Consider the following 17,956-nt stretch of genomic DNA (forward strand, 5'->3'; position numbering starts at 1 on the left):
GGGCGCACCCCGGCGGCCCCTGGCGGTACGTGTCCGGACCGTGCGGGCAGGCGCCCCGGGGACCGCGGCATGCCTGACGCCGTCAAGACCGCGTCAGGCCGCACCCGGCTCGCATCAAGAGCGCGTAGCAAACGGGATCCGAGGATCGGCAGCGTTCCACGATCGTGTCAGTCACGATCGATGGAGAACGCATGTCCGACATCACTGTCCCGGCCGTCATGGTGGAACCCGAGCCGCCCGATACCGCCGCGGGAGACGAGCGACACCGGCTCAGCGCGCTCGGTGGGCTGGCAGCGCTGTCGTTGGACGCGATGGCTTCGGTGGCGTACGGGCCGGAGTCGATCGTGCTGGTGCTGGCCGCGGCCGGGGCGTACGGGCTGGGCTTCACGCTGCCGGTCACCGTGGCGATCGCCGTGCTGCTGGCGGTGCTGGTCGCGTCCTACCGGCAGGTGATCGCGGCGTTCCCGGACGGCGGCGGGTCGTACGCGGTCGCCAAGGAACACCTGGGCCGTCGGACGGCGCTGACCGCGGCGGCCTCGCTGGTGATCGACTACGTCCTGAACGTCGCGGTCTCGGTCACCGCCGGCGTGGCCGCGCTGATCTCGGCCGTACCGGGCCTGTACGGCCAGCGGGTCTGGCTCTGCCTCGGCGTGCTCGCTCTGGTCACCGCGGTGAACCTGCGGGGGATCGCCGAGTCGGCCCGGTGGTTCCTGGCGCCGACGGCCGTCTTCGTGCTCGCGATCCTGGCGATCATCGTGGTCGGCCTGCTCCGCGACGGCCCGGCCAGCACCGCGGCCGCCGCCGGGCACGCCTCGGCGCTCGCCGAGAACGCCGCCGCCGTCGGTGCGCTGCTGCTGCTCAAGGCGTTCGCGGCCGGCTGCTCCGCGCTGACCGGTGTGGAGGCGGTGGCCAACGCCGTCCCCTCCTTCCGCACCCCGCGGGTCAGGCGCGCGCAGCACACCGAGGTCGCGCTCGGCGCCCTGCTCGGCGTGATGCTGATCGGGCTGGCCGTGCTGATCGGGCGCTTCCACCTCCAGCCGGTCGAGGGCGTCACCGTGCTCGCCCAGCTCGCCGACGCCTCGCTCGGCCACGGCGCCGGCTTCTACGTCGTCCAGTTCGCCACCGTGGTGCTGCTCGGCCTGGCCGCCAACACCTCCTTCGGCGGCCTGCCCGTGCTGCTCGACCTGCTCGCCCGGGACAACCACCTCCCGCACGTGTTCGCGCTGCGCGCCGACCGCCAGGTGTACCGGTACGGCGTGCTGTTCCTCGCGGCGGTGTCGGCGGCGCTGCTGGTCGGCTCCGGCGGCGACGTCAACCGCCTGGTGCCGCTGTTCTCGATCGGCGTGTTCGTCGGCTTCACCGTCTGCCAGGTCGGCATGGTCCGGCACTGGTCCCGGGAACGGCCGGCCGGCTGGCGGGCCAAGGCCTCGCTGAACGGCTTCGGCGCGCTGCTCACCGGCGTCGCCGCGCTGGTCGTCACCGGCACCAAGTTCGCCGAGGGCGCCTGGGGCATCGTGGTGGCCCTGCCACTGCTGGTGGTGCTGTTCGAGGCGATCCACCGCAGCTACGGGCGGATCGGCGAACGGCTGGAGCTGGGCCGGGTACCGGGCCCGGTGACCAGGCAGCGCAGCCTGGTCGTCGTCCCGGTCACGGCGATCACCCGGCTCACCCGGGACGGCCTGTCGGCGGCCCTCTCACTCGGCGACCAGGTCATGGCGGTGACCGTGGTGCACGAGCCGTCCCACGCCGAGGCCCTGCGCCGGGACTGGGAGCTGTGGCAGCCCGGCGTGCCCCTGCTGGAGATCCCGGACGGCCACCGCCGGCTGGGCCCGCCGATCGCCGCCTTCGTCAACGACCTCGCGGCGGAGCACGCCTACGACCGGCTGACCGTGCTGATCCCCGAGGTGGAGCCGGCCCGCTGGTGGCAGCGGGCGCTGCAGAACCGGCGCGGCGCCGTGATCGACCGCGCGCTGCGCCGGCACACCGACGCGGTGGTCTGCCGGCTGCGGATGCGGATGTAGTGGCGCGGCAAGCCGACGGTCGGCCGGGCCGGTCAGGGCAAGCCCCGGTCTCGGGTACATGACGTGGAGGTCATCCTCAGCGGCACGGGCGATCCCTGCCGGGGCCGGATCGAGGACCACGGCGGTCCGAGCCACCGCGAGGACCGCAGGACGCCCGGCGCCCGGACGTGTGACGGGGCCGCCGAGCAGCAGCGGACGATCACCCGCTGAGCCAGGATCCGCACGTGCACCGTCGCAGCCGGGCACCTGGACGGATCCTGTGCCAATGCCCCGTCAAGATGCTCCCCGGCAGCGTCAAGAACGCGTCAGGACAGGCGGACGGCTGTTCGGTCGCACCTAGTGTCAGCTGCGAGGAAACGGTTCGCTGCCCGGGCGTGGGGCCTGGCGGCGGACCGTTGCCGAACCCCGACCCCAGGCGGGTTCCTCCGGGGAACAGGTTCGGCGGCCAGTGAAAAACAGGGGGAGGGGGCGCGCGGCGATGCCAACGGGAACGTCGGGCGGTACGGCTGTCGTGGGGAGAAGGACCGCGTCGCAGACGGCGCGGCAGGAGACGGCCGTACCATCCCCCGGGCCACGCGCCCCCCGTCACCGGCCCGGCCGTTCCTGGCGCGGCCGGGCCTGGTGGAACACCCCGCGCCTGGTGCGCGGGCTCACCGGCCTCTGCCTGGTCGCGCTGCTCGTCGCCGCAACGGTGACCGCCGCCGTCCTGGGCGGGGCCCGGGACGGCACGGACGTCATCGGCCACCAGGCCGCCCCGCAGGTCGTGCGCTCGGCGGACCTCTACTTCGCGCTCAACGACATGGACGCCCAGGCCGCGAACCTGCTCCTCCTCGGCGCCGACGTGGACTACGCGGCGTTGCGCAAGGAGACCCTGGACACCTACGAACAGCGGCGCACCCAGGCCGACACCGACCTCCAGCGCGTCACGGAAGCGGTGGCGGGCGACCAGGCCGGGCGGCGGGCCGTACAGACCGTCATCGGTGAACTCGGCGGCTACGAGGCCATGGTGGCCCGCGCCCAGTTGCTGGAGGACCAGGCCCGGGCCCCGGCCGGCCGGCCGTCGCCGGAGGCCCTCGCGGCCTACCGACAGGCCACCGACCTGCTGCGCCAGCGCCTGCTGCCGGCCGTCGACGACGTGACCAAGGCCAATGAGGCCGTCGTCGAGCGCAACTACGACGGCCAGCGTGGCGCGCTGGCCGGCGGCTGGTGGGCGATCCTGGTCACCGGCCTGGTCGTCCTGGTCACGCTCGGGTTGCTGCATCGGCTGCTGGCGGTGCGCTTCCGGCGGCTGGTGAACCTGCCGCTGGCCGCGACCACGCTGCTGACCGTCGTGGGCCTGGTCACCGCGCTGACGCTGACGTCCCGGGCGGACCAGCACCTCGTGGTCGCCAAGAGCGACTCCTTCGACTCGGTGATCGCCCTCAGCCGGGCACGCGCGGTCGCGTACGACCTCAACGCCGACGAGAGCCGCTACCTGACCGACCCGTCCCGGGCGGCCGCCTACGAGCAGAGCTTCCTCGACAAGACGCAGTCCTTCGCCCGGGTCGACGGCGCGACCATCGCCACGTACAACGACCGGCTCGCCGCGCTGGCCGACAAGCACCGGGCCGACCGCGGTCAGGTCGGGTTCGGTGGGTACCTCGGCGACGAACTGCGCAACATCACCTTCCCCGGGGAACGGGACGCGGCGGAACGGGTGTTGGCCGCCTTCCAGCAGTACCAGCGCGATGACCGGAAGATCCGCGAGCTGACCGCCCAGGGCGGGCTCAAGGAAGCCGTCACCTTCAACACGGGCCTCAACCCGGGCCAGTCCAACGCCGACTTCGGCGTGCTCGGCACCGCGCTCGAGGACGACCAGGCGATCAACCAGCATGCCTTCGAGGCAGCGGTGGCCGCCGGCGACGACGACCTCGGCGCCACCACCGCCGGCCTCGGCGCGGCGGCTCTGGCGGCGGCGCTCACCCTGACCGCGCTGGGCGTGCGGCCGCGCCTGCGCGAATTCGCCTGACGGGGCAAGAGGGCCGGCGACGTCCGACCCACTTCCGTCCGCCACCCGCAGTCGGAGGAGCGCGCGCGAGTGACCGCCGACGGGCGCGGACTGAGACGGCCATGCCCGTCGGCCCGTCGGCCCGGCAGCCAGGCGCTGGGAGCCCCCTGCCGGGCGGAGGGGTTGCTGCCGCTCCGCCGAGCGCGCCTGTCGCGGGTAGTACCGAGGTACCGCCCCGCCTGCGAGGTTCCGTCCTGGGTACCACGGTCTGCCGTTGTGCTGCCGATAGCGTGAATGGCAGGACGGCTGGTCGGCCGGCCGGCTACCGACTCGACGGCCCCACCGAGGCCTCGGCCGGATCCACCGGCACTCCGGACCGTCCGTGCTTGCGACCGGCATCACCGTCGACGGCATTCGGAGGGTGGCATGAACACCATGACCTGCCTGACCGCGAACGGCCACGGCCTCGCCCGGGCCGTCCGGGCGCCCAGCCCCGCCGCCACGCCCGCCGAGTGGGCGACCCGCAACCCGTCCGCACTCCCGACGACTCCACCCACCACGCGGCAGCCCCTGCGCGCAGCGGAAGCGGCCACCTGGACCTTCAGGACACCGGCGCCGCCGCGGTGCCCCTGCCCGTGCTCGTCGTCCGCCGGCGCGGCGGCCCCGTGGCTGGCCCCGCTGGCCCCGCTGGCCGACCGGCGGGACGGGGCCGCCCTCGACCGGCGCCGAAACCCGACCGGGACGGAAACCCGACCGGTACGAAGGCCTGACCTGGACGGAAGCCCGACCGCGAAGTCGTGGCCTGCCGCCCCTGGGGGCAGCCCGCACCACGCCGGCCCGACGACGGACTCACCTGCGCTGCCATTGATACTGGAGCGGTGACCGTTCACCGAGTCCTCGTCGTCGAGGACGACCACGGACTGCGCGACGTCCTGGCCCGCGGCCTGCGCGAAGAGATGTTCGACGTCCTCACCGCCGCGGACGGGGCCGGTGCGCTGCGCACCGTCGACCGGCAGATCGACGCCGTGGTGCTCGACATCGGGCTGCCCGACTCCGATGGCCGCGACGTCTGCCAGGCCATCCGCGCCCGCGGGCTGGACCTGCCCGTGGTCTTCCTCACCGCCTACGACGGACTGACCGACCGCCTCGCCGGATTCGCCGCCGGCGGCGACGACTACCTCGCGAAACCGTTCCACGTCACGGAACTCGCGGCCAGGCTCCGCGCCGCGCTGCGCCGCGCGGGCACGGACCCGGCACTGGAAGCCGCAGAGCTTCGACTCGACCCGATCCGCCACCTCCTGGAGGCCCGGGGGCGGACCGCCGCCCTCACTCCCACCGAGTTCCGCCTGCTGGGCTGCCTGATGGCAGCACCGGGAACGGTGGTGCGCCGACGCAACCTGGTACGGGCCGGCTGGCCCGAGGGCGCCATGGTCTCCGACAACACCCTCGACCAGTACCTCACCCGCCTGCGCCGGAAACTGCGCGACGTGGGCAGCGACCGCACCATCGACACGGTCCGCGGCGTGGGCCACCGGTTCGGATGAGGAAGCCCAAGCGCCCGCCAACCCTGCGCGGCCGACTGGCTCTCGTCGCGCTGATCGCCACCGCCGCCCTGGCCGCGCTCCTGACCGCCGCGTTCAACCTGCTCCTGGCCGCGCAGCTCCGCGGCCAAGCCGATGACGTGCTGCGCACCAGGGCCGCCGCGGTGGCGGCCACGGTCGAGACGAGGAACACCGAGCTGCTGATCCACGACCCGGCCGATGACAGCGCGCTGGACACCGGCATCTGGATCTACCAGGGCGACCACGCCGTGGAGCGGCCCAACGCCTCCCCGCAACTGGACCGCGCCGCAGACCAGTTGGCCAACCGGACGACCTCGGACAGCCTCCTCGAGGACCACGGGCCCTTCCGTCTCTACGCCGCGCCGATCACCGACGGCCCCACGCGGGTGGGCGCCGTCGTCACCGCGCTCGCCCTCGACCCCTACCAGCGCACCGCCCACGAAGCCCTGGCCGGATCGATCATCGTGGCCCTCGTCCTGGTGGGCGGCGTCTACGGTGTCTCCCGGGCCCTGGTGGGCCGCGCCCTGCGCCCCGTCGCCGTGATGAGTCTGCAGGCCGCACAGTGGAGCGGCCAGGACTCCACTCGGCGCTTCGGCTCGGCCCCGCGTCCAGCGGAACTCGCCTCCTTGGCGACCAACCTGGACGCGCTGCTCGACCGGGTCGCCGCGATGGTGCGCCACGAGCAGCAGCTGTCCAACGAGCTCTCCCACGAACTGCGCACCCCGCTGACCCGGATCACCGCCGAGACGGAATGGCTCCTCCGCCGTCCCCGCACCGCAGCCCAGCAGACGGCCGCCCATACGGCGATCAGCGCAAGTGCCGCCTCCATGCGGCAGATCTGCGAGACCCTGCTCGCCGCCGCCCGGACCCACTCCACCCGCCGGCCGGGAACCTGTGTCCTGCGGCCGGTCCTCCAGGCGGCGGCGGAGCAGGCATCCGGAACCGGCTCCCGAGCGGTGCCCGTGGTACTCCTGACGGGCGACCACGACGCCGACCGGACCGTGGGAGTCTCCGCCACCGTGGTGCAGCGCATCCTGGCACCCTTGCTGGACAACGCCGCACGCTACGCTCGCCGACGCGTGACGCTCGACTTCCGGTGCCTGCCCGGCCGCGTCGAAGTCGTGGTGGCCGACGACGGCCCGGGCGTGCCGTCCGAAATCGGGGACGCGGTCTTCGAACCCGGCCGACGGGCCGATCCGGATGACGGCCACGACGGGGCCGGCCTGGGCCTCCCCCTGGCGCGCAGACTGGCCCGCGCCGCAGGCGGAGACCTCACGCTGGTCGCCGGCGGCACCGGCGGCCGGTTCCTGATCACGCTGCCGACGGGATGAGCGACCCTTCTGCTCAAGGTCACAACGCCTCAGGGTGCCCGCCGGTCCCGCGCCGGCGGGCACCCCCGCTTCAGACCTGTCCCCGAGGTGCCATCGCTCAGCTGAGCGAGGTGAGAAGGGTGTTGAGAGCCGCGACCTCGGCGGTCTTGTCCGGGTTCTTGGCGCGTAGCGCCTTCAGAACGTGGTCGATCTCGCCGTCGAGGAAGGTCCAGGCCTGCTCGTTCTTGGGCTCGAGGGTGTGCTGGGCGTCGTCCCATGCGGTCTCGAGGTCAGTCACCCGGGCGGTAGCGGCAGCCTGATTGCCGGCGTTGAGCTTCGTGAGGGTGTCCGCCGTGATCGTGCGGAACTTCGCGATGTCAGCGGGAGGGAACGGTGCCGTCGCCTGCTGCGGGCTGAGAGCGGCGCTCGCGGGCGCGGGGCTGTCCGCCTCGCTGGCCGCAGCCGCGTGTGGTTGCTGGTGCGCCCAGACGAGGAGTGCCGCCGTCGCGACCGCCACGACGGCGTAGTAGCCGAGCATGATCCGCTCACGCATCGGGTTCACGACCCGTGGGGCGGCGGTCGAGTCGCCGGTCTCGATGACATCGCTGCGGCTGCGCGCGAGGTAGAGGACCGTCGCGAGGATCGCGACCAGGAACACCACGCTGGTCACCGCGGTGCCGAGGCCCAGGCCGCCCTGGTCGCCGGGCGAGCCGAGCCAGTCACCGAGGTTGGCGCCGAGCGGGCGGGTGAGGATGTAGGCCAGCCAGAAGGAGAGCACCGCGTTGGCTCCGAGGCGCCACGCGAAGACGGTCGCCACGATCAACCCGAGGGGGAGGAGCACGGAGACGTCCGCGGTCCAGCCGGTCAGCTCCAGGGTCCAGTCGCCGGTCGCGGTGCCCAGCGCGAAGGTGACCAGGACCGCGAGCCAGTAGAAGAGTTCACGGGGGCGGGTGACGATGCTGTGGATCGACAGGGTCCGCTCGCGGGCGTACCAGATCCCGAAGACGACGGCGAGGACAGCGGCGAACACACTGCTGCTCACCGCGAGGGGAACGCCCTGGCTGTCGGTGAGGATGTCCGTGTAAAGGGTGCCGGTCACGCTCAGCACCACGACGGTGAGCCAGTACGCGAACGGGCTGTAGCGCCTGGTGCTGAGCTGCCAGCCCAGAACGCCGGCCAGAACGGCGGTGAAGATCAGTGCGGTGTTGATCAGGCCGACGCCGAGAGTCGTGTTGATCCAGTCGGCGAAGCTCTCGCCGACCGTGGTGCACAGGACCTTGATCACCCAGAACCAGATCGTGACCTCGGGAACCTTGTTCAGCGTCCGGCGGGCGTCGGGCAAGGCCGCGGGCTGTTCAGTGGTGGTAACCATGGGGGTGAGGCTCACACGTGGAGCCTGAACACAACCTGAGCACCGGGTCCACGGACGTCCACAGGGGGGAGTGCTGCGGGGTCTCGAAGCGTCACGTGGGGTCGAACTCACCGATGTCCGCGGTCTCCGGTCCGGGGCGGGTTTCCGCTGACGTTTCGGCGCGACGTCAGTAACATGAGCAGTCCTCACGTTATTGCCAGGAGGCTGCCATGCCGGATCGCTACGACCTGCCGGCGGGGTTCCGCTGGGGTGCCGCCACCGCCGCGTACCAGATCGAGGGGGCGGTCGGGGAGGACGGGCGCGGGCTGTCCGTCTGGGACACCTTCGCCGCCCGGCCCGGCGCCGTCCGCGACGGGCACACCGGCGCCGTGGCCTGTGACCACTACCACCGCTATCCCGAGGACATCGAGTTGATGCGCGGCCTCGGGCTGGACGGCTACCGCTTCTCCATCGCCTGGCCCCGCGTGCTGCCCACCGGAGGCGGCGCCGTGAACCCCGCCGGACTCGCCTTCTACGACCGCCTGGTCGACGCCCTGCTGGAGGCGGGCATCACGCCGCTGCCCACGCTCTTCCACTGGGACCTCCCGCAGGGCCTGGAGGACGGCGGCGGCTGGCTCGACCGTGACACCGCGTACCGCTTCGCCGAGTACACGGCGGTGGTCGTGGACCGCCTCGGCGACCGCGTCCCCGCCTGGATCACCCTCAACGAGCCCTTCGTGCACACCGTCTTCGGCTACGCGCTGGGCACCCACGCCCCCGGCCGCACCCTGATGCTGGAGGCGCTCCCCGCGGCCCACCACCAGGTGCTCGCCCACGGTCTGGCGGCGGCGGTCCTTCGCGAGCGCGGCCTGAGGGTGATGCTCTCCAACAACCTCACCCCGGTGTGGCCGGCTTCCGACTCGCCCGGGGACGCGGCCGCCGCCGAGGCCTACGACGCCCTGCACAACCGCCTGTTCACCGACCCCGTCCTGCTCGGCCGCTACCCCGACCTCGCCGCCTTCGGCGTCCCCGACGACCTCTACGGCGCCATCCGCCCCGGCGACACCGACCTGATCCACGGCCCCGGTCTCGACGGCCTCGGCGTCAATTACTACAACCCCACCCGCGTCGCCGCCTCCACCGGCCCGGGCCTCCCCTTCGACCTGGTCGACATCCCCGAGGTGCCCCACACCGCCTTCGGCTGGCCCGTCGTCCCCGAGGCCCTCCGTCAACTCCTGGTCAGTCTAGGGAAGTTGTACGGCAAGGCCCTCCCGCCCATCACCATCACGGAGAACGGCTGCTCGGTCGACGAGTCCACCGACCCCGACCAGCCCCGCATCGACTTCCTGGCCGCCCACCTCGACGCCCTCGCCGCCGCCGTGGCGGAAGGCGTCGACGTCCGCGGCTACTACACCTGGTCCCTCCTCGACAACTACGAATGGGCCGAGGGATTCAGCCAGAGGTTCGGTCTCGTCCACGTCGACTTCGAGACGCAGAAGCGGACCCCCAGGGCCTCGTACGCCTGGTACCGCGACCTGATCGCCGCCCACCGGGCTCGTCATTCACGGTAGAGGTCACCGCCGCGGCAACCGTGCGGCGTCCAGCGAGTCCACTCCTCGCGGGGCTCCCGCAGGCTCCTGATGCCGGTCACCAGCGGCTGATCTGCAGCGTGTCGCCGTACGGGCCGCCGCTGCGCACGGAGATCCGGGCCCGGGCCGACCAGTCGGTGAAGCTCTGGCCGGGTTGAAGGGCGGCCATGTCGAGCGGGGTGCAGCCGGTCGGCGGCACAGCGGTGGGGTTGCCGTTGGCGACCTCGACCGGGCCCTGGCCGGTCTGGGCGGCGGTGTCGATCCGGTAGACGAGGACGCCGGTGGAGCACGTGGACGCGTCGCCGCCGATGGCGCGGCGGGATTCGGCGACGTACGCGGTGGTCTCGCCGGTGCGGATCACCGCGATCTTGGTGCCGCCGGGGCGTTCGATCGCGTGCAGGCGGACCGTGCGGCTGCCGGTGGCCGCCAGGCAGGTGACCTGGCGGTCGTCGATCCAGCCGAACTTCCAGCGCTCCCAGCCCAGATGTTGTGGCGACGGGCCGGAGATGAGGCCCATCAGGTCCCAGCCACCGACGTAGCGGTGGGTGTCGGCGCCTTGGAAGGCGTACAGGTCGGGAAGGCCGAAGGTGTGCGAGGTCTCGTGGTCGGCGACCTTCGGGCCCCAGCGGTACATGTCCTGGCCGAAGGTGACCGCCCACTTGATCCGCGTGCCGCCTGCCACGATGCCGGTGGCGGTGGGGTCGTAGAGGTAGGTGGGCGAGAAGCTGATGGCGGTGGCGCTCCTGGTCGGGACGATGTAGAGCAGGTCGTACCGGGAGAAGTCCACGTCCGGCCCGGCGGCCTCGACGGCCTGGCGTACGTACGCCTCGTGCTGCTCGAAGCTGATGCCGCGCTGGAAGCCGTAGGAGACGGAGTCCTGCGGCATGTGGACCCACCGGCCGAGCGGGGTGATGTCCAGGCGGGTCCGGCCGTACGAGTCCTGCCGCATCCAGTCCGCGGCGGGGGCGAGCCGGTCGTAGTAGTCGCTCGGGTCGCCGGCGGCGGGGGCGTCGGGGAAGTCGACGAGGAGCATCAGCACGTGCTTGGTGCCGAGTGGTTGGAGGAACTGCGTACGGTCGGTGTCGTGGCCCTCGTCCGTCCACCCGGTGCGGCCCGGCAGGGCGCAGGCCGAGGCCGAGGCAGAGGGGGACGGGGACGCGGCGGCAGGGGTGGCGGTGATCAGGGGGAGGGCCAGCGCCAGGGCGCCGACGAGCGGGCGAAGTTTCACGTCTCTCTCCGTCGGATGTGTGGTCACGCCCGGCCGGAGGCCAGGTCCATGAGGCGGGCGAGGACGCGCCCACCGGAGGCGGTCACGCCGTCGTGCTCCCACTCGTCGGTGACCCAGGTCCGCAGTCCGCCGATCGAGCGGGCGGTGCGCAGGGACAGGCCGGCGTCCACGTACATGTCGTCGTGATAGACGGCGGCGGCCGTCGGCACGCGGTTGGCGGCGAGTCGGTCCGGGTCGTACAGCGCGGTCCAGTCCGTCCGTGCGGCGAGCAGGTCGGCAGCCTCGGCGAACGGGCGCAGGCCGCGGATCTCCCGGAACATCCAGGGGTAGATCATCTCGCCGGTGAGCAGCAGCGGGTCGGCGGCCTCGGCGAAGGCCGGGTGGGCGGCCAGGGCGCGCTCGGCGGCCCAGCCGGTGCTGGTGCCGGGGTGGCCGTAGATGGATTCCTGGAGGACGGCGAAGAGCGGGTTGTCGGTGAAGGCGGTCAGCTGCACGACCTGGTGGAGGAAGGCGGCGGTGGGTTCGTCGTCGGGGTCGAGGGCCTCGTCGAGCAGCCAGTGCAGGCGGGCGGAGCCGTCGCCCATGCCGAGCATCAGGCCGAGGACGCGCAGCCGCCGTACGGTGAGCCGGTCGCCGTCGGGGAGGCGGACCGCGCTGTGACCGAGGCGGTCGGCGAGCCGGCGGAGGGCGGACAGGTCGCCGGGGTGGCGCCGGTAGTGGGCGAGCACCTTGTCGCGCACCCGGGGGTAGGTGGCGGCGTACACGTCGTCAGCGGTGGCGTCGAGTCCGGGCAGGCCACCGGTGATGTAGCACGCGCGCAGGCCCTCGGGTGCGAAGGACAGGTAGCTGAGGGTGACGAAGCCGCCGTAGCTCTGGCCGAGCGTCTCCCACGGTTCCTGATCACAGAGTTGGCGGCGGATCAGTTCCGCATCGGCGACGATCGAGTCGGCCCGGTGCAGGGCGAGGTGATCGGCCAGCTGCCGGGGCGAGCCGAACCCGGCCGCGGCGCGGGCGGTGACGGGGGTGGAGCGGCCGGTGCCGCGCTGGTCCAGCAGCAGCACCCGGTGGGTCTTCAGGGCGTGGCCGAGCCAGCCGCCCGTGTTCAGCGGGCGCGGCGCCTTGCCGCCCGGGCCGCCCTGGAGGTAGAGCAGCCAGGGCAGTCGGTCGGCGTGGCGGCCGGGGTCGACGAGCTCCCGGGCGAACACCTCGATGGTCGCGCCGCCGGGGTCGGTGTGGTCGAGCGGGACGGTGAAGACGTGGTCGGTCACCGCGAGCCCGGGTAGGCGGTGGGTGGTCAGGATCACTGGTGCAACTCCGAGCTGTGTTGAATGTTCCCCTCGTTCCCCTTGCTCCGCTCGGCACTGTGCCGGTCGTTCCCCTTGTTCCCCTCGCTCCGCTCGGCGAAGTGACAGGCGACTTCGTGGCCCGGCGCGATCTCCCGCAGGACGGGCCGTTCGGCGGCGCAGCGGTCGGCCGCGATCGGGCAGCGGGTGCGGAAACGGCAGCCGCTGGGCGGATCGAGGGGGCTGGGCAGGTCGCCGTGGAGCACGACCCGCTCGCGACCCTGTTCGGCGTCCGGATCGGGGAGCGGTACGGCGGACAACAGGGCGCGGGTGTACGGGTGGGCGGGGGTGTCGAAGAGGGTGTCGCGGTCGGTGGTCTCGACGACGGCGCCGAGGTACATGACGGCGATCCGGGTGCTGATCTGCCGGACGGCGCCGAGGTCGTGGGCGATGAACAGGTAGGCGAGGCCGTGCTCGTCCTGGAGGTCCTTGAGCAGGTTGAGGATCTGGGCCTGTACCGAGACGTCGAGGGCGGAGACCGGCTCGTCGCACACGACCAGCTTCGGCCGCAGGGCCAACGCCCGGGCGATTCCGATGCGTTGGGCCTGGCCGCCGGAGAACTCGTGCGGGTGGCGGTCGGCGTGTTCGGGCCGGAGACCGACCCGCTCCAACAGGTGTTCCACCGGCTCGTCCGGCTCCAGACCCTGGTAGGCGAAGGGCGAGGAGAGGATCCGGCGGACGCTCTGTCGGGGGTTGAGCGAGGAGAACGGGTCCTGGAAGACCATCTGGAGCTCGCGGCGGACCGGGCGCAGTCCGCGTTCGTCCAGCTCGGTGAGGTCCCGGCCGGCGAACCGGACGCTGCCGGAGGTCGGCTGTTCCAGCCGGGTGAGCAGGCGTGCCACGGTGGACTTTCCGCAGCCGGATTCGCCGACCAGGCCGAGGGTCTCGCCCGCCGCCACGTGCAACGAGACGCCGTCGACGGCGGTGACGTGCCCGGCGAGGCGCCGGGTGAGGCCGTGGCGGACCGGGAAGCGCTTGACCAGACTCCGCGTTTCGAGCAGGGGGGCTTCGCGTCGGGCGCCGGTCATCCGGCCACCTCCGGGGTAGGCAGTTCCAGGGTGGGCAGCCGGTGCGGCAGCGGCCCGTCGATGCGGGGGACGCAGGCGAGCAAGCCGCGGGTGTACGGCTGTTGCGGGCGGTGGAAGACGTCGCGGACGGTGCCGCGCTCGACCGCCCGGCCGTCGTGCATCACGACGACCTGGTCGGCGAGCCCGGCGACCACGCCCATGTCGTGGGTGATCAGCATGATCGCGGTACCGGTCTCCTGGCGCAGTTCGCGCAGCAGGTCCAGGATCTGGGCCTGGACGGTGACGTCGAGGGCGGTGGTCGGTTCGTCCGCGATGAGCAGGTCCGGCTCCAGGCACAGCGCCATGGCGATCATCACGCGTTGCCTCATCCCGCCGGAGAACTCGTGCGGGTAGGAGCGGGCGCGTCGTTCGGGCTCGGGGATGCCGACCCGCTCCAGCATCCGGACGGCGACCCGGTGGGCCGCCTTCCGGCCCGCCCGGTGGTGGGCGCGGTAGGCCTCGGCGATCTGGAAGGCGACCGGGTAGTACGGGTTGAGGCAGGAGAGCGGGTCCTGGAAGACCATGGCGATCCGGTTGCCGCGCAGGCGGCGCAGAGCGCGCTGGTCGAGACGGGTCAACTCGCGTCCGTCGAAACGGATTTCACCGTTGACGCGAGCATCGCGGGGCAGCAGCCCGAGGACGGCGAGGGCGGAGACGGACTTGCCGCTGCCGGATTCCCCGACCACACCCAGGACCTGTCCGGCCGCGAGGTCGAGGTCGAGCCCGGACACCGCCCGAACGCCTGACGCGAAGTCGACCGTGAGGTCCCGTACGGTCAGCAGGGTCATCCGACGGCCCTCACCCTCGGGTCGAGCGCGGCGTAACCGAGGTCCACTGCCAGGTTGACGAGCACCACGAAGGAGGCGGCGAACAGCGTCACGCCGAGGATCACCGGCTGGTCCGCGCTCGCGATCGCGTCCGCGGCGAGCTTGCCGACGCCGGGCAGCCCGAAGACGGATTCGGTGATCAGCGCGCCGCCGAGCAGCGCGCCGAGGTCCATGCCGAAGATGGTCACGACCGGCATCAGCGCGGGTCGTAGCGCGTGTCTGCGCACCACGGTGACCTCGGCCAGCCCCTTGGCACGTGCCGTGCGGACGTAGTTCCGGCCGAGGCTCTCCAGCATCTCGCTGCGGGTGACCCGGGCGTACACCCCGGCGTAGAGCATGGCCAGGGTGATCCAGGGCATGACCATGGACTGCGCCCAGCCGGCCGGGTCCTGCGTGAGCGGGACGGCCGTCGGGTAGGGCAGCACGTTCAGCCTGACCACCAGGAGGTACTGGAGCACCAGCGCCGTGAAGTAGACCGGCAGCGAGACCCCGCCGAGGGCGGCCGTCATGGCGGCGCGGTCCCACAGGCTGCCGCGCCGCAGCGCCGACACGACGCCCGCCGCCACGCCGACGGCCAGCCACAGCACCGCCGCGCCGACGGCGATGGAGATGCTGACGGGCAGCCGACTCGTGAGCATCTCCCAGACCGGCTGGTTGGTCTGGAAGCTGAAGCCCAGGCAGGGGAAGGGGCACTGGACGGCCGCTGCCCCGCTTCCGTAGGTGCGCCCGGAGAGGAGGCCGCCGAGGTAGTCCCCGAACTGGGTGAACGGGGAGCGGTCCAGCCCGAGGGTGGCCCGGATCGCGGCGAGCCGTTCCGGACTGCAGGCCTTGCCGCAGGCGCCCTGGGCCGGGTCGGCGGGCATCAGGTTGAAGATCGCGAAGGTGGCGGCACAGATCACCAGCAGGATGAGAGCGGTGACGGCCAGTCTTCGCAGCAGGTACGGGATCATCGTGGCTTGCTCCGGGGGTCGAGCGCGTCGCGCACGGCGTCGCCGAGCACGTTGAAGGCGAGCACCGTGACGAACAGGAGGACGCCGGGGACGAGGAAGTAGGCCGGGTCGGAGGCGTACCAGGGCACGGCGGTGGCGATCATCTGCCCCCAGGAGGGCGTCGGCGGTTGCACGCCCACGCCGAGGAAGGACAGCCCGGCCTCGGTGGCGATGCAGGCCGGGATCGACATCGTCGCCACCACCAGCACCGGCCCGGTCAGGTTGGGCAGCACCTCGCGCAGGAGCAGCGTCCGCCGGGACGCGCCGAGCACCCGGGCCGCCGCCACGAACTCGCTGCGGGCCAGCACCATCGCCTGCCCGCGCACGAGCCGCCCGACGTACGGCCAGCCGAAGAAGCCGAGGACCGCGATCAGCAGCAGCCGGCGGTCGGCCCCGGGCGCGGCCGAGATCAGGGCGATCATGAAGATCAGGCTGGGGAAGGACATCAGCAGGTCCATCAGCCGGCCGATCAGGGTGTCGGCCCAGCCGCCGAGGAAACCGGCGAGCAGGCCGAACGCGGTGCCGAGGAGCACGGAGACGGTGGTGGCCAGCACGGCGGTGAGCAGCGAGACGCGTGCGCCGTACACGACCCGGGCGAGCACGTCCCGGCCGTTGACCGGTTCGACGCCCAGCCAGTGCTCGGCGCTGATGCCGCCGGCCGTGCCGCGCGGCAGTCCGCCCAGCGCCGGGTCCACCGCCTCGCCGTGGAAGGCCGTCGGGGAACTGCCGGTCAGCCAGGTGATCAGCGGGGCGGCCAGCGCGGCCAGGACCAGCAGGGCGACCGAGGCCAGCGCGAGCGCGGTCGCGCGCTGGGACAGGAGCCCGCGCAGGACGGCCCGGTGTGTGGTCCCGGCGGTGGTCCCTGCGCCGGGAGCGCTCGTCTGCGGGCTCCCGGTGACGCGAGCGCTCACCTGCGCAGTCCCAGCGAGACGAGGTCGAGCCGGCCGACGAAGGCGGTGTGTCCGTACGCGCCGGCCACGTTCGGCCCGATCAGGACGGCGGCCCGGTCCCAGAGGAACGGGACGACGGGGGCGTCCCGCATGATCCGTTGGGCGAGCTCGCCGTACGCCGTCTGCGCGGCGGTCGGGTCGTCGGAGGCGGCGATCAGGTCGAGCCGGGCATCGACGTCGGGGGAGTCGTACTGGGCACGGTTGTTGTTGCCCTCGCCGGTGACCAGCCTGCCGTCGAACAGGATCGGCAGGTAGGTGGAGGCGGCCGGCCAGTCGGGCGTCCAGCCGTCGATCACCAGGTCGTGCTCGCGGGCGGGGCTGCCGACCGTGCTGTAGAACGCCGAGGAGCTGATCTCGTTGATCCGCACGGTGATGCCGGCCCGGGCGAGTGAGGCCTGCACCGCCTCGCCCTGCGCCTTGCCGCCGGCGGTGGCCGGGGTGTCGAGGGTGAGCTCCAGGCCGGACGCGTGTCCGGCCTCGGTGAGCAGGGCTTTGGCCTTGACCGGGTCGCCCTTGCCGTCCTGGCTCGGGTACGGGTCCTCGGGGGCCGCGCCGGGCAGGGCGGGCGGCAACAGGGTGGTGGCGAGGTCGCCCGCGATGGGGCCGCCACGGGTGGTGCGCAGCGCGTCCTTGTCGAGTGCGTAGGCGATCGCCTGCCGCACCCGGACGTCGTCGAGCGGCTTGTGCCTGGTGTTGACGGCGAGGAAGCGGGTGTTGACGGATTCGCCGGTGACCAGGCGTTTCTTCAGCTGCGGGTCGTTGAGGACCCGCCCGACCGAGGCTGGGCCGATCGGCTCCAGCGCGACGGCGTTCGCGTCCTCGCCCTGGCCGGCGATCAGCCGTTGGTCGACCACGGCGGCGTCGAGGTCGAGATCGATGACGACCTTGTCGGGCAGGCCCTTCCGCACGGTGTCCGTGGCCGGATCCCAGGAGGGGTTGCGCACCAGGGTGAGCTGCTTCTTGGGCTCGAAGGTGTCGATCCGGTAGGGGCCGGACGAGAATGGGCGGTTGTCGTAGCCGACGCCGGTGTCCTTGTCCTGCGGCACGGGGGCGAACATCGGGAGCGACACGGTCGAGCCGAAGTCGGCCACCGGCCGGTTGAGGTGGAAGACGATGGTTCGTTCGTCCGGGGTCTCGATCGACGAGAGGCCGGTCCTGTCCTGGTAGGGGCCCTTGTACGTGTCGCCACCCGTCAGCCAGAGCCGGGCGTACGGCGGGCCCTCGGGCAGTTCGGCGGCGAAGGTGCGCTCGACGCCGTACTTGACGTCCTTGCTGGTGACGGGTCGGCCGTCCTCGAACCGCGCGCCGTCCTTGAGGGTGAAGGTCCAGGTCCGGGCGCCGTCGGTGGGGCGGCCGGTGTCGGTGGCGAGGTCCGCCACGACCTGCCCGCCGGCCTGGCCGGGGGCGGCGGCGAAGGTGGTGAGCGTCCGGTAGATCAGCCGACCGACGTCCTGGGTGGAGGTGACGTACGCGCGGGCCGGGTCCAGGTGCTCCAGGTCGATGGTGGACAGGACGTGCAGGGTGCCGCCCTTCACGGGGGCGGCGGTCCCGGCGCCGCTGCCGGTCGATGCGGTACAGGCCGCCGTGGTCAGCAGCCCGAGGGCCGCTGCCAGGGCGCATGCGGCTCTTCGTGCCCTCGTTCGTGCCCTCATTCATGCCCCTTCGGTGCGATATGACATTTCACATGTGGGACAAGATTGGGTTGCCGCGATCCCTTCCGGGAGCTCCCAGC

At 72.6% G+C, this 17,956-nt stretch carries 14 protein-coding genes; 6 read left to right on the top strand and 8 right to left on the bottom strand.

What is annotated here, in order from left to right:
• Positions 1-191: 191 nt before the first annotated feature.
• The 5 genes from AC0B61_RS31715 (at position 192) to AC0B61_RS31735 (ending at position 6,901) form a co-directional block, all read left to right on the top strand.
• Positions 192-2,021 (top strand): APC family permease, encoded by a 1,830-nt coding sequence (locus AC0B61_RS31715; protein ID WP_471745086.1) that lies wholly within the window; start codon positions 192-194, stop codon positions 2,019-2,021.
• A gap of 63 nt (positions 2,022-2,084) precedes the next feature.
• Positions 2,085-2,231 carry a hypothetical protein gene (locus AC0B61_RS31720; protein WP_471745087.1) on the top strand — a complete coding sequence of 49 codons (147 nt, stop codon included), beginning with the start codon at positions 2,085-2,087 and terminating at the stop codon, positions 2,229-2,231.
• 430 nt (positions 2,232-2,661) lie between these two features.
• The gene (locus AC0B61_RS31725; RefSeq protein WP_471745089.1) at positions 2,662-4,029 is read left to right on the top strand and encodes a hypothetical protein; all 1,368 of its coding nucleotides are present in this window, start codon (positions 2,662-2,664) and stop codon (positions 4,027-4,029) included.
• 857 nt (positions 4,030-4,886) lie between these two features.
• Positions 4,887-5,552 (top strand): response regulator transcription factor, encoded by a 666-nt coding sequence (locus AC0B61_RS31730; RefSeq protein ID WP_471745090.1) that lies wholly within the window; start codon positions 4,887-4,889, stop codon positions 5,550-5,552.
• On the top strand, positions 5,549-6,901 hold the full coding sequence (locus AC0B61_RS31735; RefSeq protein ID WP_471745091.1) for a sensor histidine kinase: 1,353 nt from the start codon (positions 5,549-5,551) through the stop codon (positions 6,899-6,901). Before AC0B61_RS31730 ends, AC0B61_RS31735 begins: the two co-directional genes overlap by 4 nt.
• A gap of 97 nt (positions 6,902-6,998) precedes the next feature.
• Here AC0B61_RS31735 and AC0B61_RS31740 read toward each other — a convergent pair whose 3' ends face one another.
• A complete protein-coding gene (locus tag AC0B61_RS31740; RefSeq protein ID WP_471745093.1) occupies positions 6,999-8,252 on the bottom strand; it encodes a COG4705 family protein in 1,254 nt (417 codons plus the stop codon).
• Positions 8,253-8,461: 209 nt separating this feature from the next.
• Between AC0B61_RS31740 and AC0B61_RS31745 the strand changes: the two genes are divergently transcribed.
• Entirely contained in the window at positions 8,462-9,802 is a 1,341-nt protein-coding gene (locus tag AC0B61_RS31745; RefSeq protein ID WP_471745095.1) for a GH1 family beta-glucosidase, read from the top strand.
• Between the two features lie 76 nt (positions 9,803-9,878).
• Here the strand turns inward: AC0B61_RS31745 and AC0B61_RS31750 are convergent, their stop codons facing one another.
• The 7 genes from AC0B61_RS31750 to AC0B61_RS31780 are packed head-to-tail and all read right to left on the bottom strand — an operon-like array spanning position 9,879 to position 17,876.
• Positions 9,879-11,048: a M6 family metalloprotease domain-containing protein gene (locus AC0B61_RS31750; protein ID WP_471745097.1), complete on the bottom strand. Its 1,170-nt coding sequence runs from the start codon at positions 11,046-11,048 to the stop codon at positions 9,879-9,881.
• A 23-nt stretch (positions 11,049-11,071) separates the two neighbouring features.
• Entirely contained in the window at positions 11,072-12,349 is a 1,278-nt protein-coding gene (locus AC0B61_RS31755) for an alpha/beta fold hydrolase (protein ID WP_471745125.1), read from the bottom strand.
• Entirely contained in the window at positions 12,349-13,419 is a 1,071-nt protein-coding gene (locus tag AC0B61_RS31760; RefSeq protein ID WP_471745098.1) for an ABC transporter ATP-binding protein, read from the bottom strand. The genes AC0B61_RS31755 and AC0B61_RS31760 overlap by 1 nt, the downstream gene beginning before the upstream one ends.
• Positions 13,416-14,246 (bottom strand): ABC transporter ATP-binding protein, encoded by an 831-nt coding sequence (locus tag AC0B61_RS31765; RefSeq protein ID WP_471745100.1) that lies wholly within the window; start codon positions 14,244-14,246, stop codon positions 13,416-13,418. Before AC0B61_RS31765 ends, AC0B61_RS31760 begins: the two co-directional genes overlap by 4 nt.
• Positions 14,243-15,235, bottom strand: coding sequence for an ABC transporter permease (locus AC0B61_RS31770; RefSeq protein WP_471745102.1), 993 nt, complete (start codon positions 15,233-15,235; stop codon positions 14,243-14,245). Before AC0B61_RS31770 ends, AC0B61_RS31765 begins: the two co-directional genes overlap by 4 nt.
• Positions 15,232-16,185, bottom strand: coding sequence for an ABC transporter permease (locus AC0B61_RS31775; RefSeq protein ID WP_471745104.1), 954 nt, complete (start codon positions 16,183-16,185; stop codon positions 15,232-15,234). Before AC0B61_RS31775 ends, AC0B61_RS31770 begins: the two co-directional genes overlap by 4 nt.
• On the bottom strand, positions 16,182-17,876 hold the full coding sequence (locus AC0B61_RS31780; RefSeq protein WP_471745106.1) for an ABC transporter substrate-binding protein: 1,695 nt from the start codon (positions 17,874-17,876) through the stop codon (positions 16,182-16,184). The genes AC0B61_RS31775 and AC0B61_RS31780 overlap by 4 nt, the downstream gene beginning before the upstream one ends.
• Positions 17,877-17,956 lie beyond the last annotated feature (80 nt).

The sequence above is a fragment of the Kitasatospora sp. NPDC023385 genome (genome assembly GCF_055664045.1).

What these genes read in the sequence shown, in the direction of transcription:
- AC0B61_RS31770 (WP_471745102.1), bottom strand. Translation starts at nt 15,235, where the DNA reads ATGATCCCGTACCTGCTGCGAAGACTGGCCGTCACCGCTCTCATCCTG.
- AC0B61_RS31740 (WP_471745093.1), bottom strand. Translation starts at nt 8,252, where the DNA reads ATGGTTACCACCACTGAACAGCCCGCGGCCTTGCCCGACGCCCGCCGG.
- AC0B61_RS31760 (WP_471745098.1), bottom strand. Translation starts at nt 13,419, where the DNA reads ATGACCGGCGCCCGACGCGAAGCCCCCCTGCTCGAAACGCGGAGTCTG.
- AC0B61_RS31715 (WP_471745086.1), top strand. Translation starts at nt 192, where the DNA reads ATGTCCGACATCACTGTCCCGGCCGTCATGGTGGAACCCGAGCCGCCC.
- AC0B61_RS31745 (WP_471745095.1), top strand. Translation starts at nt 8,462, where the DNA reads ATGCCGGATCGCTACGACCTGCCGGCGGGGTTCCGCTGGGGTGCCGCC.
- AC0B61_RS31735 (WP_471745091.1), top strand. Translation starts at nt 5,549, where the DNA reads ATGAGGAAGCCCAAGCGCCCGCCAACCCTGCGCGGCCGACTGGCTCTC.
- AC0B61_RS31780 (WP_471745106.1), bottom strand. Translation starts at nt 17,876, where the DNA reads ATGAGGGCACGAACGAGGGCACGAAGAGCCGCATGCGCCCTGGCAGCG.
- AC0B61_RS31765 (WP_471745100.1), bottom strand. Translation starts at nt 14,246, where the DNA reads ATGACCCTGCTGACCGTACGGGACCTCACGGTCGACTTCGCGTCAGGC.